This is a genomic window from Allochromatium vinosum DSM 180 (assembly GCF_000025485.1).
In the GTDB taxonomy this organism is placed as follows: Bacteria; Pseudomonadota; Gammaproteobacteria; order Chromatiales; family Chromatiaceae; genus Thermochromatium; species Thermochromatium vinosum.
The window spans coordinates 3,300,275-3,326,205 of sequence record NC_013851.1; the positions used below are offsets into that span (position 1 = coordinate 3,300,275).

A 25,931-nucleotide genomic window follows, 5' to 3' on the forward strand; every position below is an offset into this window, starting at 1 on the left:
CGATCAGGCCCGTGCCTGAGCATTGTCGCTCTTGCCCACGGTGGCCACGACCCGGATGCGTCGGTTGTCCGGGATCTCGGTGAAGGCCAGCACGGTCAGGTTGCGTACCGCGCCTCTCAGCCAGCCCGCGATCCAGGAGCGAATCTCCGGAGCCACCACCAAGACAGCCGGCGCGCCCTCGGCTTCCTGCTTGTGAGCCGCCTCGATCACCGAGCGCTGGAGCCGCTCGGCCAGACCGGGCTCGATACCGATGGTTTCGCCCTGGCTGCTTTGTAGCGATTTATGCAACAGTTGTTCCAATGATGGATCGAGTGCGATCAGCGGCAGCTCGTCGTCGGGTCCGATCAGATCCTGCACGATCGAACGGGCGAGTGCCACGCGCACGGCGGCGGTCAGAGTGGCGGGATCTTGACTCTTGGCCGAGCGTTCCGCCAAGGTTTCGGCGATGGTACGCAGATCGCGGATCGCCACCTGCTCGGCCAACAGGTTCTGGAGCACCTTGAGCACCACCCCGAGCGAGATCGATTTGGACGATAGCAGGTTTTCGACCAGCTTGGGCGAGCGGCGCGCGAGCTGATCGAGCAGATGCTGGACCTCCTCGTGTCCGATGAGGCGGTGGGCGTTCTCGCGGAAGATCTGTGACAGATGGGTGGCGATGACAGTGGCCGAGTCGACCACGGTATAACCGGCGGCCTGGGCCACATCACGGTTGGCCGGGTCGATCCAGAGCGCGTCGAGATTGAAGGTCGGATCCTTGGTCGGCGTGCCCTCGACGGTGCCGAACACCTGGCCCGGATTGATCGCCAGATCGCGATCGGGGAAGACCTCGGCTTCGGCGGCCGTCACACCCAGCAGTGAGATCCGGTACTGGTTCGGTCCCAGCTCCAGGTTGTCGCGGATGTGCACCGGCTGGATGAGAAAGCCGAACTCCTGCGAGAGCTTGCGCCGGATGCCCTTGATGCGGGTCATGAGCTGGCCGTCCTGAGTGCGGTCGACCAGGGGGATGAGCCGGTAGCCGACCTCCAGCGACACCAGATCGACCGGCGGCACATCCTCCCAGGACAGATCGCGATCCTCGGGCGCGGGCAGTTCCAGCCCCTGCGGCAGACGCTCGATGACCTCCGGCGGAGGCGCCGCCGGCTTGGCCGCGATCAGATAACCGGCCCCGATCAGACTGGAAGAGATCCCGAGAAAGACCAGATTGGGCATCCCCGGAATCAGTCCCAGGATTCCGATGACGCCGCCCGAGATATAGAGCACGCGCGGGTTGGCGAACATCTGGCCGAACACCTGCTGGCCCATGTCCTGGGAGCTGGAGGTACGGGTGACGATGATGGCCGTGGCCGAGGATAGCAGCAGCGAGGGGATCTGGGCGACCAGACCATCGCCGATGCTCAGCAGGATGAAGGTGTTGGAGGCATCCGCGAAGGTCATCCCGGCCTGGGTGACGCCGATGATGATGCCGCCGATGATGTTGATGAACAGGATCAGGATGCCGGCGATGGCGTCGCCGCGCACGAACTTGCTGGCGCCGTCCATGGAGCCGTAGAAATCGGCTTCCTGGGCCACGTCCTCGCGGCGCTTGCGTGCGTCCTCCTGCGAGATCAGACCAGCATTGAGATCGGCGTCGATGGCCATCTGTTTGCCGGGCATGGCATCCAGGGTGAAGCGGGCGCTGACCTCGGAGACGCGCCCGGCGCCCTTAGTGACGACCACGAAGTTGATGATGACCAGGATGGTGAACACCACCACGCCGATGGCGAAGTTGCCGCCGAGAACGAATTGACCGAAGGCCTCGATCACCTTGCCCGCCGCCTCGGTGCCCTCGCCGCCGTTGAGCAGGATCACCCGCGTCGAAGCGACGTTGAGCGCCAGACGCAGCAGGGTCGCCACCAGGATCACGGTCGGGAAGGAGGCGAAATCGACCGGACGCGGCGTATAGACCGCGACCATGACCACGATCAGCGACAGCGCGATGTTGAAGGTGAACAGCAGATCGAGCAGGAACGGCGGCAGCGGCAGCACCAGCATGCCGAGCAGCGCGATCAGCAGCAGGGGCGTGACCAGCCCCATGCGCCCGACCTCGGTCAGGCGTTCGACGAGCGTGGTCATCGACGCCGTCTCCGGCGACGCGGCGCGCTACGCGGATCGAGATACTCCTCGGGCACCGGCAGGTCATCGGCCAGCTCGACGTCCGGATCCTCGCGCCGGATCTGATAGACATAGGCCAGGATACGGGCCACGGCGACGAACAGCCCGTTGGGGATCTCCTGATTGAGATCCGTGGTGAAATAGATGGCGCGCGCCACGCGGGGCGCCTCGACGCGCACGATGCGGTGCTCCTCGGCCAGCGCGCGGATGGCCTGGGCCACGGCATCCGTCCCCTTGGCCAGCAGCCGGGGCGCCGGCATGATCGCCGGCACATAGGAGATGGCCACGGCATAGTGGGTCGGATTGGTGATGACCACGTCGGCCTTGGGCACCTCCGACATCATGCGCCGCTGCGACATCTCGTGCTGCAACTGGCGGATGCGGCCCTTGACCTCGGGCTTGCCTTCGGTCTCCTTGAACTCGTCCTTGATCTCCTGGAGCGTCATGCGCAGTTGTTTCTGATGGTTCCAGACCTGGAAGGGCACGTCGATGGCCGCCACCACCAGCAAGGCGGCGGCGGCGATGAGAAACAGCCAGGCGGCCATGTGGACGGTCTGGACGATCGCCTGCTCCACCGGCAGTTCGCCGAGTGTGAGCAGATTACCCCAGATGCTCATGATGGCCAGGGTCGCCACGATCCCGACCAGCCCAAACTTGCCCAGTCCCTTGACCAGTTCCATCAGGCCCTGTACCGAAAACACGCGCTTGAGGCCGCTGATCGGATTGACCTTGGAGAACTTGGGCATGAGCGCCTGGGTGGAGAAGTTCAGGCCCCCGACCAGGATCGGCCCCATGAGGGCGATCACCATGAGCAGCCCGAACAGCGGCGCCAGGATCAGGAGCGCGCGCCCGAGCAGGTGCTGGAGATGGGGCACCAGCAGACCCTCGTCGAAAATCAGCCCGCGTTCCAGCGTCCAGCCGTCGATCATCAACTGACTGATCCGCGCGGCCATACCGCCGCCGAGGAAGAGCAGAAAGGCCCCGCCCACGATCAGGATGATGAAGGTGTTGAGTTCGCGCGAACGCGCGACCTGGCCTTTCTCGCGCGACTCGCGCAAGCGTTTGGCGGTGGGGGCTTCGGAGCGTTCCTGGCCGTTTTCGTTCTCGGCCATGGCTCAGATCCTCGCGATCCGCTCGATCAGCGGCAGGGCCGTGAGCAGGAAGTCGCCGATGCGCGCCGTCAGGCTCGGCAGCGTCAGCAGGATGATGAGAAAACCGGCGAGAATGGTGATCGGAAAACCGATAGCGAAGATATTGAGCTGGGGTGCGGCGCGCGTGACCACGCCCATGGCCAGATTGACCAGCAGCAACGAGGCCACCGCCGGCAGGGCGATGAGCACGGCCCCGGCGAACATCTGGCTGCCGAAGTTCGCGATATACCAGAGATCCTCGTTGTCCGGGCCATCCAGCCCGATCGGAAAGGTCTCGAAGCTCCTGAGCAGGAGCTCGAACAGCACCAGATGCCCGTTCATGGCCAGGAAGATCAGGGTCGCGATGATCGAGAGATACTGCGAGATCATCGGCACCTGCACCCCGCCGACCGGATCGACCGCCGAGGCAAAGCCCAGCCCCATCGAGAGCGCGATGGCCTCGCCGGCCTGATTGATCGCCGAGAACACCAGGGTGACCACGAAGCCCATCGCGATCCCGATCAGCGCCTGCTCGATCGCCACGACCACCCCGCCGACGCTGAGCGGATCGATCGCCGGTACCTCGGGCAGTTGCGGCGCGATCATCCAGGCCAGCAGCAGCGCCAGCCCCAGACGTACGCGCGCGTTGATCTGACGCGCACCGAAGACGGGCATGACCAGCAGCATGGCGCTGATGCGCACGAAGGGCCAGACCAGCGAGACGGTCCAGCGCAGGATATCCGTGGCTTCGAGCGTGAGGGTCGACATGGCGATAGCGGGCGAGCGGGACCGCGTGACTCAACCGATCATGCCGGGGATGCTCTCATAGAGCCGGGTGACATAGTCGGTGACGAGCGTAAGCATCCAGGGTCCGGCGAAGATCAGCGCCGCCCCGACCCCGACCAGCTTGGGAATGAAGGTCAGCGTCATCTCCTGGATCTGGGTCGCGGCCTGGAACAGACTGATGATCAGACCGATGATCAGTCCAGCCAGCAAGGGGGGGGCGGACATCAGGATGATGACCTCGCCGGCCTCCTTGCCGACATCCAGGACCATTTCGGGTGTCATCTCTGCAAGTCCTCGTCTTCTTGGGTTGGGGCACGGCGTGAGCCGCGATGAACGTTCGCCGGTAGCTGGACGCTAATAGCGAGGCTTTGGCCATCGCGACTAAGATGATGCAGAATCGAGGCCAAGTAGCCCAGTCCGCAGCAGCTGTCAACCCGCGAATTTTAAGTGACGATAAAATCGCTTGCCGTTAGTGCGGGCGTTATCCCGATAATCGCAAACTGGATAGCGCTAGCCGTACCTGAACCATCGGCATCGTAAAACAGTGCTCCAGAATCAGTGTCATATAGAATAAAGTCGTTATTGTCGGCGGCGCTTCCATCGATACTCGCGCGGAAATTCGTAGCCGAAAGCGTACCCGGCATTTTGAGTTTCACGAAAATGGCGTTTTCGAGCTGGATGGTATCGTCTGCGACACTGAAATTGTTGATTTCGTCAAGGTTGGAGGCTGCATTGAGTGCCGTGTCGAAGCGGAAGATATCGATACCTGTGCCGCCGTTCAGGATATCATTGCCCGCACCGCCGTTTAGAATGTCCTTGCCCGCGCCGCCGCTCAGTGTGTCATTGCCTGCACCGCCGTTCAGGGTGTCATTGCCCGTATCGCCGTTCAGGATATCATTGCCCGCGCCGCCGTTCAGAATGTCATTGCCTACGCCGCCGCTTAAATTGTTGCGCCCGCTGTTACCGGTGAGCTTATCGGCATAAGCAGAGCCGATAAGATTTTCAATTCCGACTAGGGTATCAGTGCCGGAGCCGCCGGTTTCCTGTGCCGTAGTCAAAGCTAGGTTGAGAGTGACACCGGTTTTTTCTGTTGTGGCACCGACAACATAGGACACTGTGTCGGTGCCTGTGCCACCGGTAAGAATGTTGTTGCCTATACCAGCTTTGAGCAGATTGTTGAGTTGATTGCCGGTAAGATTAGCCGTGCCGGTGGACAGGATGCGGCCATTTTCGACGTTCGGGTCAAGCGTGTAATCGGTAAGCGAAGAATAAACGCTATCGATGCCGCCAGTGCTCGCATTGGCATTGGTCTCGCTGACGACATCGCCCGTATTGTCTACATAGTAGATATCGGAGCCGTCGCCACCGATCATTCTGTCAGACCCCTTGCCGCCGTTCAGGATGTCATTGCCCGCACCGCCTTCAAGCGTATCGTTACCGGCGAGACCAAAGAGACTGTCATTGCCCGCCAGACCGATCAGGCGATCATAGCTACCCAGATCGATCATATCGCCAGTGAGTGTATCATTTCCGCTTGTCCCCTTAAGAATGAGATCGTCGCGGACGAGCGTTACATCGATAGTGATGCTGTAGGTTGCTGTTGAGGTTGCCTTGCCGTCGCTGACTTTAAAACCAATGCTGGCATAACCGCTGCCGTTGGCGTTAGCCGCTGGGATGAAGATAAGTTTGTTGGCTAAGATGTCAGCTGCCGTGACGAGCTGATTGACCGTGACGAGTGTGTCATTAAGTTTCAGGCTACCCGCTGTTGGCAGGCTGGTGATCTTGACCGCTTGCAGACTGTCGTTTGCATCCAGGTCGCTGAAACCGAAATCAGCTACCTTCAGCACTTTAGGCACATCTTCTTTCGTGCTGACGGTGCGATTACTCGCCGTCGGTGCATCGTTCACCGCTGTGACATTGACGGTCATGCTGTAAGCCGCCGTCGAGACAGCCGTACCGTCTGACACCTTGAAGCCGAAGCTGGCGTAGCCGCTGCCGTTGGCGTTGGCCGCCGGAGTGAAGATCAACTTGCCGGCGGCCAGGTCGGCCACGGTCACCACCTGATTGACCGTGACGGCCGTGCCATTGAGTTTGAGGCTGCCCGCCGTCGGCAGGCTGGTGAGCATAACCGCTTGCAGACTGTCGCCCGCATCCACGTCGCGGAAGCCGAAATTAGCCACCGCCAGCACCCTGGCCACATCTTCTTTCGTGCTGATCGTGCGATTGCTTGCCGTCGGCGTATCGTTCACCGCCCCGACATCAACGGTCATGCGGTAGGCTGCCGTCGAGAACGCCGTACCGTCTGACACCTTGAAGCCGAAGCTGGCGTAGCCGCTGCCGTTGGCGTTGGCCGCCGGAGTGAAGATCAACTTGCCGGCGGCCAGGTCGGCCACGGTTACCACCTGATTGACCGTGACGGCCGTGCCATTGAGTTTGAGGCTGCCCGCCGTCGGCAGGCTGGTGAGCATAACCGCTTGCAGACTGTCGCCCGCATCCACGTCGCGGAAGCCGAAATTAGCCACCGCCAGCACCCTGGCCACATCTTCTTTCGTGCTGATCGTGCGATTGCTTGCCGTTGGGGCGTGATTAATCAAATTAATGGTTTGATCTAAAAACTGTAGCCGTTCCACATCATACAGTTCATCGACACCATCCCCATTGCCAGAAAGGTCGCTGACGCTTACACCGCCTTCAATGGTATCAATTCGATAGTCTGCGAAGTTTGCGGAGAAAACCGCCGTGTCGGTTCCGCTCCCTCCTTTGATGCGGTCATTGCCGCCACCTGCCTCGATGGTGTCATCGCCCGCGCCGGTGTCGATCTCGTCGTTACCGCTGTTGGCATGGGTGTTTTTGATGACATCGTTACCGCTGCCGGTCGCCAGCAGCATCCGCTCGATATTGACGACCGTGGAGCCGTCCAACAGCGTTTGCGCCACACTCGGGTCGCGGTTGTCCCACAGGACGGCTTCGGTGGTCGTGCTGAAGTCGGCATAGAGGGTGTCGGTTTCGGCCTGACCGTCGTAGCGTCCACTCGCCCGATGCACCAACAGGTCATCACCGGCCGTGGCAGTCAGCTCCAACTGTTCAAAGTTCTTGAACTCTAACCAAGAGTCGTAGCCATACCTGTAACTTAAATCCAGACGCAGGGTGTCGGCGCTTGCCAGCACCGCCTTCAGGTCGCTTAAATGCACGGTGTAATAATCGAACGTCTGCCACGTCGCCGTCTCGGTATCGTAGGTGGAGAAACCCAGCCAGGTGTACTCCCCATCCGCCCGCGCCGCTGACCAGTCCAGGATCAGGCGGTCGGTGCCGCTGCCGCCATCGGCCACCGTGCCGCCGTTGCGACCGACCGTGACTTGATCATTCCCGTCGCCCGCTTCAATGTTTCCGCCATCGTTGCCTGCATCAATGGTGTCATCGCCCGCGCCGGTGTCGATTTCATCGTTGCCGCCACCTGCCTCGATGGTGTCATCGCCCGCGCCGGTGTCGATCTCGTCGTTACCGCTGTTGGCATGGGTGTTTTTGATGACATCGTTACCGCTGCCGGTCGCCAGCAGCATCCGCTCGATATTGACGACCGTGGAGCCGTCCAACAGCGTTTGCGCCACACTCGGGTCGCGGTTGTCCCACAGGACGGCTTCGGTGGTCGTGCTGAAGTCGGCATAGAGGGTGTCGGTTTCGGCCTGACCGTCGTAGCGTCCACTCGCCCGATGCACCAACAGGTCATCACCGGCCGTGGCAGTCAGCTCCAACTGTTCAAAGTTCTTGAACTCTAACCAAGAGTCGTAGCCATACCTGTAACTTAAATCCAGACGCAGGGTGTCGGCGCTCGCCAGCGCCGCCTTCAGGTCGCTTAAATGCACGGTGTAATCATCGAACGTCTGCCACGTCGCCGTCTCGGTATCGTAGGTGGAGAAACCCAGCCAGGTGTACTCCCCATCCGTCCGCGCCGCTGACCAGTCCAGGATCAGGCGGTCGGTGCCGCTGCCGCCATCGGCTACCGTGCCGCCGTTGCGACCGACCGTGACTTGATCGTTATCCGCACCTGCCAGGATAGTGTTCCCCTCTTCTTGATTAATATCTTCTTGATTAATAGAAAAAATGACATCTTTATCTGGCGTGCCCACTATCAGGCCACTTCCAGTAATTTTAAGTCCGTCATCAGAAAGAATAATCAAACGGGCTTGTGAATCATCAATAAAGGCATTGTCTGATGTTAAATAAAAATCTAAAATTTCATTGGCTTCTGCATCAGAATCGCCACGCAAATGAACCAGAATATCTTTAGACGTTTCACCTGGCGCAAAATCAACAGCCCCTGCGACTGGTTGGCCGCCAATGAAGTCACCGTCATCTACTTCATTGCCAAAGCTAAAACCATAATCAACGCGAGCCGCCGTATTGATACTACCTTCACGAGTCAAACGAATAGTGACCGCATGATTCGTGTCGCCTTCAGCTATCGACCAAGCTCGACCGTAACCTGATTGCCAATATTCTTGAGCGTTTAATATTTCGGCGCTTACTCTTGAGTAAACAGGCCCGTCATTACTAGGGCTAACCATATCAGTCGGCTGATTTTTATCAGACAAAATGATATGCGTAGTGTTTAAAGCTGGAATACTCGATAAATCAATCAGACGCTCATTTGAAAGTGGAATTGGGAAAGCAATTTTAGGGCTAAATTCAAGCAAGCTAAAGCTAGTCGAACCAAAACCAAACCAGCCGAAATCCGTTTCAATTTCGCCAAACTTAATTTTAAAACCGCCTTCAATCTGAATGCCGTATTCAAAAGAAACGTCCCCTGAAAGTTTATAGTCAGTCGAAAGCGAAAAATCTCCATATTGATAATCATCAGGTAGATAAAAAGAAAAATCGTCACCAAGTTTTCCTGTTTTTGTTTCACCATAAGATGTTGTAAGTTGCACTTCAACACCGTCTGCATTAACAGTTCCCTTTAGATAAGGCGAAGCCGCAACAAGCAGATCCGCGCTAAATAAGCCTACTTCGGCTTCTAAGCCGAAAATTCTGGTTTCAAAATCTGCTTTAGAAAAAGCTAGCTGAGTCATACCCAGAATATCATCTATGTCTAATGAAGCCCATGCATAAGGGTCTTTCGGCATTGCCGTAATTTCAAGCTTAGGATCAGGATCACTTCCTAAAACAGACGTTTTACCATCTAAAGCATTGGGATCGATATTTATGCCATAGTCTAAATATTCCCCATCGTGATTATAATCAGACGGAAGAAGCTTTGATGTATCAAAAATAGTTATTTCTTCTTTGCTTTTGATAGAAGCTGACAATTCAAAAGGTATAGATCGCCCTAAAAAATTTACGTTTACATCTGTTGCGCCTTCAATTTCCAAATTCAGTCCCGCGATAAGTTCAAAATCAAAACCAGGCCCATCAATTTCAAAGTAAGCATTTTCAGTTGAAAAAAATTCGGTATCGATCGTAAAATACGAACCAGGCTGAACATTTTCCGGCAATGTCAGCGCATAACTTATTGGATAGTCGAGATCAAATGTTCCCGCACTTAATCCGCCCGCAATTTTAAGCCCATAACTAAATTCTTTAACAGAAAAATCGGATTGACCGGTTATAAATCCACCTAGATAACTAAATGGCTCTTCAGACTCTGTCCACGGCGTAACATTTTCGCCTAGTAGCATTTTTTCAAAACTGATACTGTCGCCGCCATGTATCGAGATATTATCTCCACTAAAATCCAATAAGCTCTCCTCTTTTATTGAAAGCCAACTACCATATTGATCGCATAAAATTGCTGCGGACTCTATTTTCCCAATGTGTTGTTCAAGCATCTAATTGCCGTTATTAGACTGCCCGCCGGTTATATCCTCGGAAGCGGCAACATCGGCTCCGGTCATTTGCGCAATTTTTTCAACGAAGCGCTGCCCTGATTCGCCCTGAGCCACATTGCAGCCATAAAGCAACAGATCGCCCGATTCCGTCAGATGGCTGCCAATGCTGCCGAGTTGGCTGCGATAGGTGGAAAGCGTGTCGTGGTCGAGGACCGTGCTGCCTAATAACAGCGCCCCCGAAGCACCATGCGAGAGGATCTGGATGGAATCGAGGTCGCCATCGTGCGCCGCCAACGCGGCCTGCATCTGCGCGAGGCCGTCTTGATCGGCATCGATCATGAACCATTCACTACCCGCCGGCAGGTGGTCGATCAGCGTCTGAGCGTCAGCAACGCGAGCGTCGATGAAGAAGATATTGCGCGCGGAGGTCATGTGTTTACTCCTGTACGTAATGACTCACTGGTTTTACGCAAAAACCCTGTCCTTCAGCCCAGGGCGGTAGTTGACAGCGTCAGAGAGAGGTGGCGACAACTTTCTAACACAAAAAGATTGTCACGTATAGAAACTGCGCGCCAGGGTTCCGAGCAGCAGCGACCAGCCATCGACCAGCACGAACAGCATCAGCTTGAACGGCAACGAGATGATCAGGGGCGAGAGCATCATCATACCCATGGACATCAGCACGCTGGCGACCACCAGATCGATGATGAGAAAGGGGATCAGGATCAGGAACCCGATCTGGAAGGCCGTCTTCAGCTCGCTGATGACGAAGGACGGAATCAGCAGCGTCAGCGGAATGTCGTCCGGCGACTCAAAGCCGTCGATGCCCCGGATGCCGGCGAAGAGCGCCAGATCCGATTCGCGTGTCTGGGCCAGCATGAAGGTGCGCAGCGGCTTGACGGCCTTGGCGAGCGCCTCCTCGGTGCCGAGCTGCTCTTCCATGTAGGGCTGGATGGCGGTGTCGTAGATCTCCTGGAAGATCGGCGACATCACGAACAGGGTCAGAAACAACGCCAGACCCAGCAGGATCTGGTTGGAGGGCGTCTGGGTCGTCCCCAACCCCTGACGCAGGATGCCCAGCACGATGATGATGCGCGTGAATGAAGTCATCATGATCAGCGCCGACGGCAGCAGCGTCATCAGCGTCATGATGATCAGGATCTGGAGCGTAACCGAGTAGACCTGACCGCCGTCGGGCGCGGTCGTGACGGTCACGGCGTTCAGCCCGCCGATCTGGGCCAGGACGAGGCCCGGCGCGAGCAGTCCGGCCAGCACCAGTCCCCAGCGCGCGAGCCGTTTCATCCGGGCTTTCCGCCGCGCTTGAAGCGTTCGAGCAGACTGGCGAAATCCCCGCTCCAGGGTTCGTCCGCCGGCGGCTCGATGGGCTGGGCGAGCGTATGCAGATGCGTCACCCCCGTCCCTGTCACGGCGATCAGGATCTGCTCGGAGCCGACCTGGACCAGCATCAGCCGCTCGCGCACGCCGATCGAGCGCACCGCCAGGAGGCGGATGGCACCCAGTCCGGGAGTCGCCACGCCCGGCACCCGGCGCAGGAACCAGGCCAGCACCACGATGGCCAGGAGCACCAGCACCAGTCCGCCGACCAGCTGGCTCAGATAGCCGGTCGCCGGCGCGACGGCCGGCGTCTGAGACTCGGCCCACACCAGACCGGGCGCAAGCAACCCCGTCACCCCAGCGATCGCTGCCCCTGGTTGCGCGCGTGGAGACATCCTCACCTCAGCTTGCGCACCCGCTCGCTCGGGCTGATGACATCGGTCAGACGAATGCCGAACTTCTCGTTGACCACCACCACCTCGCCATGGGCGATCAGGGTGCCGTTGACCAGCACGTCGAGCGGCTCGCCGGCCAGACGATCGAGCTCGACCACGGAACCCTGGTTGAGTTGCAGCAGATTGCGGATCGGAATCCGGGTGCGCCCGATCTCCATGGAGATGGTCACAGGCACATCCAGCACCATGTTGAGATTGACATCGGAGGTCGGTTCCGGTTTGAAACCGCTGAAATCCTCCGGGTTCATGCGGCGGACGCCCTCCATGCCGGAGTGTGTCTCCCCCGCCGGCTTGTTCTCTTTCTGCTCCTCGAGCGCGGCGGCCCAGGCATCGGCGATGGCCTCGTCCGGGTCGATCTCGGCAGGATTCGTGTCGTTGTCGTTGCTCATCTCACGTAAACCCCCCAGCTGTCCGAGAGCGTCGGCGCGTGTTCGCTATCCGCCGCCCTGGGATTCAATGCTTGATATGCTCCATGATCTTGATGGCGTTGATGCCGTTGGAGACCCCGAACTTACCACGAAAGAGCGGGATGTCCTCGACGTTGAGGACGATGGTCTCGGGCAGGTCGACTGGAATGATGTCGCCGGGCTTGACCTCGAGCAACTGCTCGACCGTCAGCGTCACCTCGGTCAGCACCGAACTGATCTCGACCTTCGCCAGCGGGATCTCCTCCTCCAGCGCCCGCTGCCAGCGCTGATCGACGCCGCTGCGGTCGGATTGCAGCCCCGTGTCCAACACCTCGCGGATCGGCTCGATCATCGAATAGGGGAAGGTGACGTGCATGTTGCCGCCGCCGCCTTCCAGCTCGATGTGGAAGTCGTTGATGACCACGATCTCGGTCGGGCTGACGATGTTGGCGAACTGCGGATTGACCTCGGCATTGATGAATTCGAAATCCAGATGCATCACCGGCTCCCAGGCCTTCTGCATGTCGCTGAAGGAGGCATCGAGCAGGTTCTTGATGACCCGCATCTCCATGGGCGTGAAGTCGCGCCCCTCGATGCGCGAATAATAGCGCCCGTCACCGCCAAAGAAGTTGTCGACCAGCCCGAAGACCAGCTTGGGATCGAAGACGAACAGCGCCGTGCCGTGCAGCGGATAGACGCGCACCAGATTCAGACTGGTCGGCACATAGAGCGAATGCAGATACTCCGAGAACTTGGTGACACGCGCACCGATGACCGAGATCTCGGATGAGCGGCGCAGCAGATTGAACAGATGCACGCGCAGATAGCGTGCGAAACGCTCGTTGATCATGTCGAGCGTCGGCATCCGGCCGCGAACGATGCGGTCCTGGGTCGCGAAGTCATAGGGACGCGCCTGACCATCCGTGGGAAAGGGATTGGAGTCGGTATCGACGTCGCCGCTATCGACGCCATGTAGCAGGGCGTCGATCTCGTCTTGGCTGAGGATGTCGGATTGCTGCGCCATCGCTTGCCCTGCTACTGCATGATCAGTTCGTTGAAGAGCACGTCACGAATATCCGATGGTTCGCTAGCACGGACCAGCAGCCGCACCAGGGTCTGGCGCAAGGATTCGCGTAACGTGTCCTTGCCCTCGGGCGTGTTGAGCGCGGCGTATTCCTGAGCGGCCAGCAGCGACAGGATGTCGTTGCGCAGCATGGGCATGTGCTTGTCCACGGCCGTGATCACGGCCTGGTTCGGCGTGGTGATGGTCAGCGTGACGCGCAGGAAACGCACTGGCGCCCCTGGCGAGAGGTTGACGGTCAAGCCATCGAGCTTGTGATAGACGAGCGGTGCAAACTCGGGCGGCACGGCCGTACTCTGCTCGGACTGGGTGACCGTCTCGGCCGGCGTCTCGGCGGACGCCTCGGATTCGCCTGCCTCGTCGGCGGATTTGCCGTACCAGAGGAAATAATAGGCGGCCCCCCCCCGCCCGCGAGCAGAAGCAGCAGGATCACGATCAGGATGATCAATTTGAGCCGACCGCCCGGCGGTTTCTCCGCGCTCTTGTCGGCTTTTGGGGTCGCTTTCTTCTTCTCAGCCATGCTCTACGGTCCTCTCCGGCCGCGTTCCGCGCTCCAGGGCGCGCGACGCAAACCTGTGATGAAACGGCGATTTTAAACCGCGCCACGCCGAACGCCAGCCCAAGCCGAATATGGAGCCTCAGTGTGTCGCTGGTTCGACAGGGCCGACGCGGCTCAGGTGAAGACGTCGAGCCGGCGCGACAGTACGGAGAGCGTGCCGATGGACTCGATCCGGTCCTCGTCGTCCTCGGCCTCGTGATCGCCCGTTCCGGCCGACTGGCCGCGTTCCCGCCCGGTCTCGCCGCGATCGCTGGGGGCTTGATCCGAAACGGAGACATTGCCCAGCAGGACGCCATCTTGAGCGAGCGCCTCGCGCAACCTGGGAACCGCCGCCTCCAGCACCTCGCGCGCGATGGGATGTGCGGAGACGAACTGTACATGGGTCTTGTCACCCTCCTGGACAAGGCGTACGTCCAGGGCACCCAGACTGGGTGGATGCAGCTTGATCTCGGCCGTGTCGAGTCCCTGATCGACCGACCAGCGCACCTGCTCGGCCAGACGCTGTTCGCCGCCGGGCTGGAGCAGGCGGTTGAGATCCAGGGTTTGCAAACGCGTGCCGGTCGTCGCCGTGTCGGCCATGGCCGTCGGCGTCCGGGGCGCACCCATCGGGGTGACGTCGTTCAATTCCGTGGATTCCAGCACGGTCTCCAGATCCGATGTCGATTTGATCGTTTGCTCGCCGTTCGTCGCCAAACCCCGTAATTTTTCGCCTATGGACGGGGAGGCGGAATCGCTGGCTGCGTTTGAAAACAGGCTGACGGATACGGCGGTATTCAGCCAGGTTTGAACATCATCACTGTTCAGTTGACGGGCGAGCCACGCGGGCAGGATCGAGGCCGACTCGGTTGGGTTCAGGGTATCGGGCACCGCAGGCTGCTCAGCGTCCCGATCCCGATTAGCGGATGGTGTGACCTGACGCAAGAGCGTGCGCGTCAGCGTCTCCAGGTCGGTGGGCGACGATTCCGGCAGGTTGGCCAGTTCAGCCGGGACGCCCGCATCCTGAGTAGCGGATGGCGTGACCTGACGCAAGAGTGCGCGTGTCAGCGTCTCCAGGTCGGTGGGCGACGATTCCGGCAGGTTGGCCGGCTCAACCGGGACGCCCGCATCCTGATTAGCGGATGGCGTGACCTGACGCAAGAGTGCGCGTGTCAGCGTTTCCAAATCGACAGGCTCTGAGTCTGATGGGGCGGCCAGCGCCGATGCCGATGCCGATGCCAGAGTCGGAGTCGGCAGAATTCGGCCTGCTTCGGTCAGTCGCTCCAGAATTACGGTTGGTAGCGCGGCGAGCCAGACAGGGGCTTCCGACTCCTGCGCCGGTGCATCACCAGGCGATGTCTCGGCGGAAACCCGGTCCTCTTCCCCGGGTACGGCCGATACCTCGAATCCGCGCATCAGTTCGCCAAGACCGGTTGTGACAGACAGTCCGCCGGACGACGATTCCATCTGTCCCTGAACGAGCGCGAAAAACTCGGCTACCAGGGTCTCATCCGCGATGGCCGCGACCTCGACCGGATCGGCTCCACGCTCGACCATGAGCAATTTGAGCTGTCCGGCCAGCGATTGGACGAACTCGCCGACATCGGCCTGACCGAGGGTTCCAGTCCCGTCCGCCCCACCCAAGAGCTGAACCCCGCTCTCATCAAGGCCACCCAGAATTTGCGACAGCAGGGCCGAAAGCCCGGTCGGCACGGTAGTCGTCTGCATCATCGCGATCACTCCTCGCCGGACGCCGCGAAGCCGGCGTCTCGATCGGAATCGAAGGCCTTGCGCGTGGCCCACATGTCGAGTTCGCGCTGCTGTCGGCGCCCATCGGCGATGGAGTCGAACCGGCGGCGACGCTCGATGAGCTTTTCGAGCGAGCGGCTGGCCTGATGGCGATCCATCCAGGCCGCGCGCGCCTGGTCGACCTGGCTCTGAGCAGCCGCCACGCGCAGATCCTGCTGTTGCAGCGCCTCGCGCAACTGGTGGTGCATGAGCGAAAGCTGTTTCATCAGATGCACGTCGTTCGGAACCGGCGCATTGAGATAGCTCGCCTGGTACTCGACGAGCAGGGCGCGCTGCTGCTCGACCCGGTTGAGTTCGGCCAGACGCCCGGCGAGCGCCACGGCCGCCTCGCTCTCCTGGGCCTCACGGATCTTCAACAGACGCTGGAAACGTTTGACGCTCATTCCCCATTCACCTCAGTGGACCGACGGACTCACTGGCTCAGCGGCAAGCCCAGCAGTTCGAACAGTTGACGCCGCGAATCCTCGAAACTGGCCTTCTCCAGCCGGTTCTGCCCCAGATACGCTTCCAGACGGGGGTTCATGGCCACGGCCTCGTCGAGCTGCGGGTCCGATCCCTTGCGATAGGCGCCCACGGCGATCAGGTCACGGTTGCGCGCATAGGTCGACATCAGGTTGCGAAAGCGATAGGCCGCCTTCTGATGCTCGGGCGTGACCACGGCGCTCATGACGCGCGAGACCGAGGCGCCGACGTCGATGGCCGGATAGCGCCCGGTCTCGGCGATCTCGCGCGAGAGCACCACATGGCCGTCGAGGATGGCGCGCGCCGAGTCGACGATGGGATCGTTCTGGTCGTCGCCCTCGGCGAGCACGGTATAGAAGGCGGTGATCGAGCCGCCGCCCTTGTCGCCGTTGCCCGCGCGCTCGACGAGCTGCGGCAGACGCGCGAACACCGAGGCCGAATAGCCCTTGGTCGCCGGCGGCTCGCCGATGGCCATGGCGATCTCGCGCGCGCCCTGGGCGAAGCGGGTCAGCGAATCCATCAGCAACAGCACGTTCAGCCCCCGGTCACGGAAGGATTCGGCGATGGTGGTCGACACCCAGGCGCCGTGCTGACGCAGCAGCGGCGACTGGTCGGCGGGCACGGCCACGACCACGGTCCGCTTGCGCGATTCCTCGTCGAGAATGTCGTAGATGAACTCGTTGACCTCGCGACCACGCTCGCCGATGAGTCCGACCACGATGACATCGGCCGCCGTGTGGCGGGTCATCATGCCCAGCAGCACGCTCTTGCCCACGCCGCTTCCGGCGAACAGCCCGATACGCTGACCGCGCCCGACCGACAGCAGACCGTTGAGCGCGCGGATCCCGACGTCGAGCGGCTCGGTGACGGGCACACGGCCGAGCGGGTTGATCGGACGCCCTTCGATCGGCGCCATCTCGGCGGTGCGGATGGGACCGCCGCCATCGAGCGGCTTACCGAGCGCATCGACGACGCGACCGAGCAGCGCCGGACCGACCGGGATGCGCCGGGCCTGTTCCAGCGGCTCGATGCGCGCACCCGGTGCCAGACCTTCGAGCTTGCCCTCGGGCATCAGGAAGGTCCGCTCGCCCTGGAAACCGACCACTTCGGCGCCCAGCCGGGTGCCGTTGGCGGTATGGATCGCGGCTCGCCCGCCGACCGGCAGCCGGATGCCCTCGGCTTCGAGCGTCATGCCGACCATGCGCGACAGCCGTCCCTCGGGCTGGGGCGCGGGGACGTCCTCGATGCGCTGGCGCGAGCGCGCCAGACGGTCGCGCAGACCATGCACGAGCTGCTGGGAACCCTGCTGTTTCAGCTCATCGATGACGTCGCTCATGTCGGTGGCACCTCGGTTTCCGTTTCAGGGACAGGCGCTGGTTGCAACTCGGGTTCGGGTTCAGATTCGGACTGAAGTTCGCGCTCGACGGCCGGCGACTCGGCTTCAGGCTCTAGCTCGGCTTCAGACTCAGGTCCGGCAGCCGATGCAGAGTCGGACAGGGGTTCGGATTCCGGCTCCGGTCGCGGCTCCATCTCGACCTCGGACTCAGGTTCGGATTCAGCTACACCCTCCGGCTCATCACTCGGCGACAACGGCTCGGGCGGCTCCAGCTCGCCCCAGATCGCCTCGATCCCCTGACGCAGCCGCGTCTCCAGACCGGCATCGATACGGCTCGGACCGCTGATCAGAATGCAACCGCCCGGCTCGACCTCCGGATCGGCGATCCAGGTCGGCTGCTCGTCGTTGGACTCGGCATAGGCGGCCAGCAACTCCTGGTCATGCGGGTTGACGTGGATACGGATCGGGTGCTTGCGTGAGGGCAATTGCTGAAGCGCTTCGTGCAGAACCTGCTGGATGAGTTCAGGGCGGGTGGTCAGCTCAGCCATGACCACGCGCCGCGCCAGCGCCGACACCAGCGCCAGCAATTCGGGTTCCAGGGCATCGGCCGACTCGGCCAGCGGATCGGCCAGCGCGCGCGCGATCCCTTCGAGCGCGGCGACCGTCTCGCGCAGTGTCTGCTCTTCGGTCTGGCGCCATTCCTGTTCGCGCGCCTCGCGTTCGGCGCGTTCGACGTCGGCCTCCTGATCGGCCTTCTCACGCCCCTCGCGATAGCCGGCCTCGTAACCCTCGCGATAACCGGCCTCGGCGCCTTCATGCCGCGCCGCCTCCTGCAGGGCGGCGATCTCCTCGGGCGTGGGTGGCGGCGGTCCCTCGGGTTCGGTGATCTCCTCGGCGTTCGGGTCGAAGTCGACGTCGGGCGGCAACCAGCGCTGGATGCTGGCCGCGAGACGCGGATCGGATGCCGAGAGGAAGCGACTCACAGCATGGTCTCCCCGCCCTTGCCGCCGAGCATGATCTCACCACTGTCGGCCAGACGCCGTGCCACGGCCAGGATCTCTTTCTGCGCCGTCTCGACATCGCTCACGCGGACCGGCCCCTTGGTCTCCAGATCCTCACGCAGCATCTCGGCGGCGCGTTTGGACATGTTCTTGAAGATCTTGTCCCTGAGTTCGTCCTCCGCCCCCTTGAGCGCGAGCACCAGGGATTCGGTCGTGACCTCGCGCAGCAGGGTCTGGATGCCGCGATCGTCGACGTCGACCAGATTGGCGAAGACGAACATCAGCTCCTGGATGCGCTCGCTCAGATCCTCGTCGACCTGACTGACGCCCTCCATGATGGCCGATTCGCGCGAACCTTCCATGAAGTTGAGGATGTTGGCTGCCGTCTGCACCCCGCCGATCATCGAGGACTTGGCGGTGTTCTTGCCCGAGAGCTGGCTCTCCAGGATCTCGTCGAGTTCCTGCAGGGCCGCCGGCTGCACACCATCGAGCGTGGCGATACGCAGGATGAGATCGGATTGCATGCGCTCGGGAAGATGCGAGAGCGTCTCGGCCGACTGGTCGGGATCAAGATGCGAGAGCACGATGGCCACGATCTGCGGGTGCTCGTGACGGATCATCTCGGCGATGGCACGCGGATCGAGCCACTTGAGCGCTTCCAGTCCCTTGGAGTTGCGCCCGATCAGGATGCGGTCGATGAGGCCGGCGGCCTTCTCCTCGCCGAGTGCCGTGCGCAGCACACTGCGCACATAGTCGTCGGCGCCGATGCCGAGCGCGGTCTGATCCTGGATCAGTTCGGAGAACTCCTTGAGCACGGCATCGATGTCACTGCGCGTGACCCGCTCCAGTGAGGCCATGGCCCCGCCGATCTTCTGGACCTCCTTCGGTCCCATGTGCCGCAGCAGTTCGGCGGCGCATTCCTCGCCGAGGCTCATCATGAAGATGGCCACACGCTCGGCACCCGTTTTCTTATCCGCTGCCATCTTCAGCCAACCATTGTTTCATGACCTGGACCACGCGCTTGGGATCTTCACGCACCATCTCACGCACCGCTTCCAGGTCGAGTTGTTGACGATCCGGTCCCTTCGGCCCCATGAGGGCGGCGAGGCCCGATGGTTCGTGCGTCAGCGACACGATCTCTTCGCCTTCTTCGCCTTCGCCCTCGCCTTCGATGCCGTCCGTCAGGGCGCGGGTCTCCTCGTCTTCCTGCGGCTTCTCCGGCTCGGGCGGTTTAGGCAGGATCTGATTGAGCGCCGGCTTGACGACAGTCAGCATCACGATCAGTGCCAGCAGCAATCCACCGACGATCTTGACCAGTTCCAGGAACCAGGGCTGGGTCCAGATCGGCTCCTCATCCTCGTCGGACTCGGGCACGAAGGAGGCCGAGCGGACTTGCAGCGAATCTCCGCGCGCCTCGTTGAATCCGATGGCCTCGCGCACGAGATCCCGCAACGTCTCCATCTCGGCGTCCGAACGCGGGACGCGGATCGGTTCACCGGCCTCGTTGACCTGATCGACGTAGTCGACCACCACGGCGGCCGTGAGCCGGCGCACGCCTCCCGGTGTCTCCTGAATATGTGAGATGGTCCGGTCAACCTCATAGTTGCGTGTCGTCTGCTGACTGCGGCTGCTCGGCACCGTGGCATTGCCCTGCGCCGCCTGCTGCTGGCCGACCACACCACCGGCCGGCGGCTGATTGGTCAGGGCGCCCGGAATGCCGCCGGCGAGCGGATCGGCGCCGATGCGCTCTTCCTCGTTCAATTGCTCGGAGCGGATCGCGGTCTTGTCCGGATCATAGGACTCCTGGGTGCGCTCGACACGCGAGAAATCCAGATCGGCCGACACCTGGACCCGCACCCGGTCGCGCCCGACGATGGGCACCAGCAGCGACTGAACGCGATCGACATAGCGCGACTCGACCCGATGGGTATATTCGAGATGGTCCAGACTGAGCCGGCTGCTCTTGTCCTCGCCATCCGAGGTCAGCAGGCGCCCGCTCTGATCGACCACGGTCACGCGATCCGGGGTGAGTTCAGGCACGCTGGAAGACACCAGATGCACGATGGCGCCGACCTGGGTGTCGGTCAAGCCCCGGCTGCCCTTCAGATGCACGACGACCGAGGCGCTCGGCGGCACGCGCTCGCGCACGAACACCGAGCGCTCGGCCCTGGCGATGTGCACCCGCGCCTTGTCGACCGGCTCCAGGGCGGCGATGGAGCGTCCCAGTTCACCCTCGAGCGCACGCTGGAAACGCGCGCCCTCGATCAGGCGGCTGGTGCCGAAGCCGGACTCCTGCTGCAACAGTTCGAAGCCGATGTCGGCCGACTTCGGCAGCCCCTGACCGGCCAGTTGCAGCCGGGTCTCGGCGACGCGCTGCTGCGGAATCTCGATGCGCCCGGAACTGTTGTCGACCCGGTAGGGCACGCCGAGCTGGGTCAGAGCTTCCATCACCTCGGCGGCTTCGGCCCCCTCGAGCTGGCTGAACAGCGGCACATAGGTCGGCTTGAGCGCCCAGAACAGGATGGCCACCACCGCCACCAGTCCGCCGGCCAGGGTGCCGAGCAGCGCGATCTGGCGCCCGACCGGCATCTCCCGGAAGCTCTGGAGACCGAGCGCCAGGCGACCGCCCAGCGTATTCGGATCGGCGGCCGGGGTCTGATCCTGATTCGGATTCTCGGTGATGGCGGTATCGATGGCGGCCATGTGGGGTTAACTCGGCGGCGTCCGGCCTAGACCTGCATGCTCATGACTTCCTGATAGGCCGACAGCAACCGGTTGCGCACCTGGTTGGTGGCCTCGAAAGCGATGCTCGACCGGTTCATGGCCACCATGACCTGGGGCAGACTGACATTGTTGTCCCCCAGCTCGAAGCGTGTCTGCATGGATGACGACTCCTGCTGAATCTCGTTGACGTCGCGAATGGCATCGCGCAATTTGGTGGCGAAATCCTCGTCCTGACCCGCTGTGCTCTGGGACTCGGCGACCGGCGCCGCATTCTCGACGCGACCCGACTGGGCGAGCGCACGCATCTGCGCCAGCACATTCTGGATCTGCATCTCGCTCATGACTCTGGAATCTCCTGGCTCGTGCCTCGTGGGTTCGAGGCCCGTCCCCGCGCGCACCCGAGTCGATCACTCGGTGGGGAACGGCCATCATTGGATGCAAAGAGCCAAGCAAATTGGATGCCGCCGTCCAGACGTGCACGCACGCCTGAAAACGACGTCTTTTTGACGCCAGTGAGTCCCGAGGGCGATTCAGGGAGTGTCTACAGCTCCGAGGATTCGTCGCGCGCGTCACGCTCCAGCCCGAACTTGCGCATCCGCTCGACGAGCGTGGTACGGCGCATCCCGAGCCGGCGCGCCGCGCGGGCGACGACGAAGCCGTTCTGTTCGAGCGCGGCCTGGATCATACGCCGCTCCAGGTCGTTGAGATACTCGCGCATCTCCCGGCCCTCGGGCGGCAGCAGATCCTCTCCGAGTCCGGGCGGCGCACCGGCCGGGGGCGGGGCCGGCGCGCCGAGTCCGGCCGGCAAGAGTTCCAGTCCATCGGGCCGGAAGCGACTGGGCAACTGCGCCAGATCGACGAGCTGATCCGGGTACATGATCGAGAGCTGTTCGAGCAGGTTGGCCAGCTCGCGCACGTTGCCCGGCCAGGGCTGCCGGCTCAGATGCGCCAGCACGCCCGGCGTGAGCCGGGCCGGCTCGCCGCCCTGCTCGCGCAGCCGCGCTTCGAGCGTGGCGATCAGCAGCGGAATGTCGCTCTGACGCTCGCGCAGCGAGGGCAGCTCGATCGGGAAGACATTGAGGCGGAAGAACAGATCCTGGCGGAAGAGTCCGGCCTCGACGGCTTCCTCGAGATTGCGATGGGTGGCCGAGATGATGCGCGCATTGGCCTGGATGGGCTTGTTGGAGCCGACACGCTCGAAGGTGCGCTCCTGGAGCACGCGCAGCAGCTTGACTTGCATCGGCAACGGCATGTCGCCGATCTCATCGAGAAAGAGCACGCCGTCGCCGGCCAGCTCGAAGCGTCCGGCGCGCGCGGTGAAGGCGCCGGTGAAGGCGCCCTTCTCGTGGCCGAAGAGTTCGCTTTCGAGCAGATCGCCCGGAATGGCTCCGCAGTTGACGGCCACGAAGGGCCTGTCGGCGCGACTGGAGGCGGCATGAACGGCGCGCGCGACCACTTCCTTGCCCGCCCCCGTCTCGCCGAGGATGAGCACGGTCGCGTCGGTGCGGGCGACCTGCGCGATCAGGCGCTTGACGTTCAGCATCCCCGGATGACGACCGACCAGATCGATCCCGGACGGCGGCTCTGGCTCGGATTCGAGCTGGAGACGTTGCAGGATCTGGATCACCAGACCCGGCGTCAGTGGCGGCGCGGCGACATAGGCGCGTCCGGTGAGCGGCACCGAATCGCCATCGAGCGGCTGACAGACGAGCGGCGGACACTCGGGACCGGAACAACGGGCGAGCGCACGCTCCAGCCCGGCGGCCGTATCACAGACCCAGAGCGCGGCCAGATCCCTGTTCAGGACTGGATCGAGGCTCGCCAGATCGCGCACGTCGCAGCCCAGGAACTCCAGGACATGCCGCGTGGCGAGACGCGCAGACTCATCGCCATACAGACCGATTCTCATCACCGAGCGCGTTCCTCTCTCCCCTCAAACTAGCCGTCGCACGGACGGTCGATGCAGACGCCAGCCGTCGACGTTCATGATCCAGGTGGCCATTGACCCGAGAATTGAAATGGTCTCGATCCTAACCGCTTCGGGGACGGTGGAAAAGTCATTCAGCACGGTCCGACACTCTCTTGCTAAGATGGAGCGATCGACATTCGACTCTGGTTGAGACCATGCTCGCGAGTATCCAGAACTATTACGAACGTCTGGTCCTGGAGTCCATCCAGGACAAGCTTCGCGATCGAGACGAAGAGCAGGACGCCGATTTCGTGGCCGATCTGGCCTGTCTGGCGCTCAATGGGCTGCCGGCCCGCTATGTGCGCCACGCCGTCGACCTCTGGTCCCATCTCGGTGACGCCGATCGCACGGCCATGCGCCAGGAGGTCGAGACCGCCGTCGAGTCGGCGCTGGCCACCATGCAGCGTCGCCGTCAGGCGCGTCCCAGCGAGCCTGACGAGTACGAGCCGGCCAAGACCCGTCTGCCCTGGATCTAGACGGGCCGCCGGCCTCGGTCGAAACGCTCCAGAGCCTGCTCGGCGAGCGTCGACAGACGCAGGAACCCCCGGCAGGCGCGCGCGTCGAGCACGCAATCGGCCGATCGGCGATCGGCATAGACTAGCCCGACCGGCCGTCCTCCGACCCACACCGAGCGGGCCACGAAGCTCTCCACGCGCGTCAGGGTCTTGACGTCCATAGGGATCTGGTCGCGCAGCCTGGGCCAGTTCGCGGCGTTCAGCCACAGCGAACCAGGGGCGAGCATCAAGCGCGCAAAGAGTCCATCGCGGTCGAGCGACAGACTGAAGCGGTTGAACCCCGGCTCGAAATCGGTTCCGACGAGTTGCTCGGCCGTCAGGGTTCGCCGGCCTGGATCGAAGGCGGCATAGACGACCCGATTCAGCCCCAGACCGCGATGCAGTCCATGCAGCCAGTCCAGGACGAGCGTTTCGCGATCCTCGATCCGGCCGGCGCGCAGCGCCGCGTCGGCGCGCTCCAGTTCGTCGGCGCGCGGTGCCAGACAGAACGGCGCCGCGCACGGACGATCGCGTCGGCCGAGTGGCGTCAGACCAGCGTCCCCTATGGCGTGCGGCCACCGCTCCAGCGGCTTCAGACCGTACAGCCGGGCACGCGCGTTGAAGCGCTCCAGCACCCGGTCGAGGCGGTCGAACAGGGTCGCCGGCTCGCATTCGAGCAATTCGGATAGCAGCGCAAAGTCGTCCCACTGTCCCGGATGGCGCCAGCCGGCGAAGGCGTGGCGCGCGATCTGGGTCGACAGCATCACATACAGCGGCCGTGGATGACGGGCGTTGCGTGCGCGCATCGACTCGCGCACCATCTCCGGCAGGTTCCAGGCACAGGCCAGTCCGTAGCCCAGTTCCTCCAGACTCGCGCTGAGCGTCACGTATTCGGCCTCGTGCGGCCGCACGTCCGGGTGCGCCATCATCTCCAGATAGCGGCTGATCCGGGCATCGCCGCGGACCAGCAGATACAGTTCGCCGAGATCGTTGAGCAGGGCGGCGAGCGCGATCTCGGCCGGCACCCGATCGCGCGCGAGTTCGGCCCAGTCCAGTGCCAGCCGCGCGGCGAGCAAGGCCCGGCCGCAGCCGGTCCGGTAGTGTGCGAGCCGCTGGACGTCGAGCACCTCCTCGGCCAGGGGCGCCTGGCGTTCGAGTTCGGCCAGCGCCCGCGTACCGAGCATGTGGATGGCATCCTCCAGCCCCACGATCTCGCGGCTGAAATGCCGGTGCTCGACCGCGTTGGCCCGTTGCAGGACGCGCAGCGCCAGCCCCGGATCGCTCATCACCACCAGGGCGATCCGCCCGAGCGGTGCGCCTGCGTCGGCCAGCACCTGGGCCAGTTCGCCGCGCGTGCGTGCCTGAACCGGCAACTCATCGAGCCGGGCCGTCGCGATCAGGCCGTCCAACCACACCGATCCCATGTCGACAACATCCCCCGCCGTGGATCATGGGCGCCGCCGCATTGGTTGGCGCCACTCAACGGATGCTATATTAGCGGGCACGCGAAAGGCGCGTCATGCGCCATGATTCCAGAAGCCGCCAGTGTGCACGGGTAGCCGATCCACGTGAACTTCATCCTGGGCTCGCTCATCGTCATCGCTTCCGTCCTGGGTGGCTTCGCCGCCGGCGGCGGCCACATCATCGCGCTCTGGCAGCCCTTCGAACTGGTCATCATCCTGGGCGCGGCCGGCGGCGGCTTCGTCATCGCCAATCCGATGAGCGTGGTCGTCCAGTCGCTCAAATCGATACCGGCTCTCTTCACCGGCGCGAAATACAAAAAAGCCCACTACATGGAAGCGCTCGGCTTTCTGTACGAGCTGTTCAACAAGGCGCGCAAGGAAGGGCTCATGGGCATCGAACCCGACATCGAGGAGCCAGAGAGCAGCGCACTGTTCCAGAAGTACCCGCTCATCCTCAAGGATCATCACGCCACCGAGTTCATCTCCGACTACATGCGGCTGGTGGTCAGCGGCAACATGAACCCCTTCGAACTCGAAAACCTCATGGACGTCGAGATCGAGACCCATCATCACGCCACCGCCGCGACCTCGCACGCCGTGCAGCAGGTGGCCGACGGGCTGCCCGCCTTCGGCATCGTGGCCGCCGTGCTCGGGATCGTGCATACCATGGCCGCGCTCGGTGGCCCCATGAGCGAGATCGGCGGACTGGTCGCCGCCGCGCTGGTCGGCACCTTCAGCGGCATCCTGATCTCCTATGGCTTCGTCGGCCCCATCGCCAGCTATCTGGGACGGTTGGCCGACGAGGAGACGCGCTATCTGTCCTGTATCAAGGCGTGCATCCTCGCCAACGTGCAGGGTTACAGTCCCCAGGTCGCGGTCGAGTTCGGCCGCAAGACCATGCCGCCCGAGCTGCGTCCCAACTTCCAGGAGTTCGAGCAGCATCTGCGGGGCACCAAATAGCGCGGACG

Annotated in this window: 22 protein-coding genes; 2 read left to right on the forward strand and 20 right to left on the reverse strand. The window is 62.3% G+C overall.

Annotation, left to right across the window (positions count from 1 at the left end):
* Nucleotides 1–3 precede the first annotated feature (3 nt).
* The 19 genes from flhA to ALVIN_RS14685 form a co-directional block, all read right to left on the reverse strand.
* On the reverse strand, nt 4–2,112 hold the full coding sequence (gene flhA, locus ALVIN_RS14590; RefSeq protein WP_012972094.1) for a flagellar biosynthesis protein FlhA: 2,109 nt from the start codon (nt 2,110–2,112) through the stop codon (nt 4–6).
* Nucleotides 2,109–3,263, reverse strand: a complete 1,155-nt coding sequence (flhB, locus tag ALVIN_RS14595; RefSeq protein WP_012972095.1) for a flagellar biosynthesis protein FlhB — start codon at nt 3,261–3,263, stop codon at nt 2,109–2,111. The genes flhA and flhB overlap by 4 nt, the downstream gene beginning before the upstream one ends.
* A gap of 3 nt (nt 3,264–3,266) precedes the next feature.
* A complete protein-coding gene (gene fliR, locus ALVIN_RS14600; protein WP_012972096.1) occupies nt 3,267–4,049 on the reverse strand; it encodes a flagellar biosynthetic protein FliR in 783 nt (260 codons plus the stop codon).
* 30 nt (nt 4,050–4,079) lie between these two features.
* Entirely contained in the window at nt 4,080–4,349 is a 270-nt protein-coding gene (gene fliQ, locus ALVIN_RS14605; RefSeq protein WP_012972097.1) for a flagellar biosynthesis protein FliQ, read from the reverse strand.
* Nucleotides 4,350–4,510: 161 nt separating this feature from the next.
* On the reverse strand, nt 4,511–9,892 hold the full coding sequence (locus tag ALVIN_RS14610) for a cadherin-like domain-containing protein (RefSeq protein WP_081442755.1): 5,382 nt from the start codon (nt 9,890–9,892) through the stop codon (nt 4,511–4,513).
* Nucleotides 9,893–10,324 (reverse strand): DUF4347 domain-containing protein, encoded by a 432-nt coding sequence (locus ALVIN_RS14620; protein WP_012972099.1) that lies wholly within the window; start codon nt 10,322–10,324, stop codon nt 9,893–9,895.
* Nucleotides 10,325–10,444: 120 nt separating this feature from the next.
* Nucleotides 10,445–11,194, reverse strand: coding sequence for a flagellar type III secretion system pore protein FliP (gene fliP, locus ALVIN_RS14625; protein WP_012972100.1), 750 nt, complete (start codon nt 11,192–11,194; stop codon nt 10,445–10,447).
* Nucleotides 11,191–11,622 carry a flagellar biosynthetic protein FliO gene (fliO, locus tag ALVIN_RS14630; protein WP_012972101.1) on the reverse strand — a complete coding sequence of 144 codons (432 nt, stop codon included), beginning with the start codon at nt 11,620–11,622 and terminating at the stop codon, nt 11,191–11,193. The genes fliP and fliO overlap by 4 nt, the downstream gene beginning before the upstream one ends.
* A gap of 2 nt (nt 11,623–11,624) precedes the next feature.
* Nucleotides 11,625–12,071: a flagellar motor switch protein FliN gene (fliN, locus tag ALVIN_RS14635; RefSeq protein WP_012972102.1), complete on the reverse strand. Its 447-nt coding sequence runs from the start codon at nt 12,069–12,071 to the stop codon at nt 11,625–11,627.
* A gap of 64 nt (nt 12,072–12,135) precedes the next feature.
* The gene (gene fliM / locus ALVIN_RS14640; protein ID WP_012972103.1) at nt 12,136–13,113 is read right to left on the reverse strand and encodes a flagellar motor switch protein FliM; all 978 of its coding nucleotides are present in this window, start codon (nt 13,111–13,113) and stop codon (nt 12,136–12,138) included.
* Between the two features lie 11 nt (nt 13,114–13,124).
* A complete protein-coding gene (locus tag ALVIN_RS18080) occupies nt 13,125–13,457 on the reverse strand; it encodes a flagellar basal body-associated FliL family protein (protein ID WP_050750342.1) in 333 nt (110 codons plus the stop codon).
* Nucleotides 13,458–13,843: 386 nt separating this feature from the next.
* Complete coding sequence (locus ALVIN_RS16710; RefSeq protein ID WP_012972104.1) at nt 13,844–15,436, reverse strand: flagellar hook-length control protein FliK; 1,593 nt, start codon at nt 15,434–15,436, stop codon at nt 13,844–13,846.
* A gap of 5 nt (nt 15,437–15,441) precedes the next feature.
* On the reverse strand, nt 15,442–15,897 hold the full coding sequence (gene fliJ, locus ALVIN_RS14655; protein WP_012972105.1) for a flagellar export protein FliJ: 456 nt from the start codon (nt 15,895–15,897) through the stop codon (nt 15,442–15,444).
* 29 nt (nt 15,898–15,926) lie between these two features.
* Complete coding sequence (locus ALVIN_RS14660) at nt 15,927–17,312, reverse strand: FliI/YscN family ATPase (protein ID WP_012972106.1); 1,386 nt, start codon at nt 17,310–17,312, stop codon at nt 15,927–15,929.
* Nucleotides 17,309–18,295: a FliH/SctL family protein gene (locus tag ALVIN_RS14665; RefSeq protein WP_012972107.1), complete on the reverse strand. Its 987-nt coding sequence runs from the start codon at nt 18,293–18,295 to the stop codon at nt 17,309–17,311. The genes ALVIN_RS14660 and ALVIN_RS14665 overlap by 4 nt, the downstream gene beginning before the upstream one ends.
* A complete protein-coding gene (fliG, locus tag ALVIN_RS14670; RefSeq protein WP_012972108.1) occupies nt 18,292–19,296 on the reverse strand; it encodes a flagellar motor switch protein FliG in 1,005 nt (334 codons plus the stop codon). Before fliG ends, ALVIN_RS14665 begins: the two co-directional genes overlap by 4 nt.
* Nucleotides 19,283–20,902, reverse strand: a complete 1,620-nt coding sequence (gene fliF / locus ALVIN_RS14675) for a flagellar basal-body MS-ring/collar protein FliF (RefSeq protein ID WP_223295311.1) — start codon at nt 20,900–20,902, stop codon at nt 19,283–19,285. Before fliF ends, fliG begins: the two co-directional genes overlap by 14 nt.
* A 140-nt stretch (nt 20,903–21,042) precedes the next feature.
* Nucleotides 21,043–21,378 carry a flagellar hook-basal body complex protein FliE gene (fliE, locus tag ALVIN_RS14680; RefSeq protein ID WP_012972110.1) on the reverse strand — a complete coding sequence of 112 codons (336 nt, stop codon included), beginning with the start codon at nt 21,376–21,378 and terminating at the stop codon, nt 21,043–21,045.
* 200 nt (nt 21,379–21,578) lie between these two features.
* Nucleotides 21,579–22,946 carry a sigma-54 interaction domain-containing protein gene (locus tag ALVIN_RS14685; RefSeq protein WP_012972111.1) on the reverse strand — a complete coding sequence of 456 codons (1,368 nt, stop codon included), beginning with the start codon at nt 22,944–22,946 and terminating at the stop codon, nt 21,579–21,581.
* A 215-nt stretch (nt 22,947–23,161) separates the two neighbouring features.
* On the opposite strand from ALVIN_RS14685, the gene ALVIN_RS14690 reads away from it, so the two are divergent.
* The gene (locus ALVIN_RS14690; protein WP_012972112.1) at nt 23,162–23,482 is read left to right on the forward strand and encodes a late competence development ComFB family protein; all 321 of its coding nucleotides are present in this window, start codon (nt 23,162–23,164) and stop codon (nt 23,480–23,482) included.
* Here ALVIN_RS14690 and ALVIN_RS14695 read toward each other — a convergent pair.
* Complete coding sequence (locus ALVIN_RS14695; protein ID WP_407637044.1) at nt 23,479–24,915, reverse strand: HDOD domain-containing protein; 1,437 nt, start codon at nt 24,913–24,915, stop codon at nt 23,479–23,481. The two genes, ALVIN_RS14690 and ALVIN_RS14695, sit on opposite strands and share 4 nt — an antisense overlap.
* Nucleotides 24,916–25,068: 153 nt before the next feature.
* On the opposite strand from ALVIN_RS14695, the gene motA reads away from it, so the two are divergent.
* Entirely contained in the window at nt 25,069–25,923 is an 855-nt protein-coding gene (motA, locus tag ALVIN_RS14700) for a flagellar motor stator protein MotA (protein WP_012972114.1), read from the forward strand.
* The last annotated feature ends 8 nt before the right edge of the window (nt 25,924–25,931 follow it).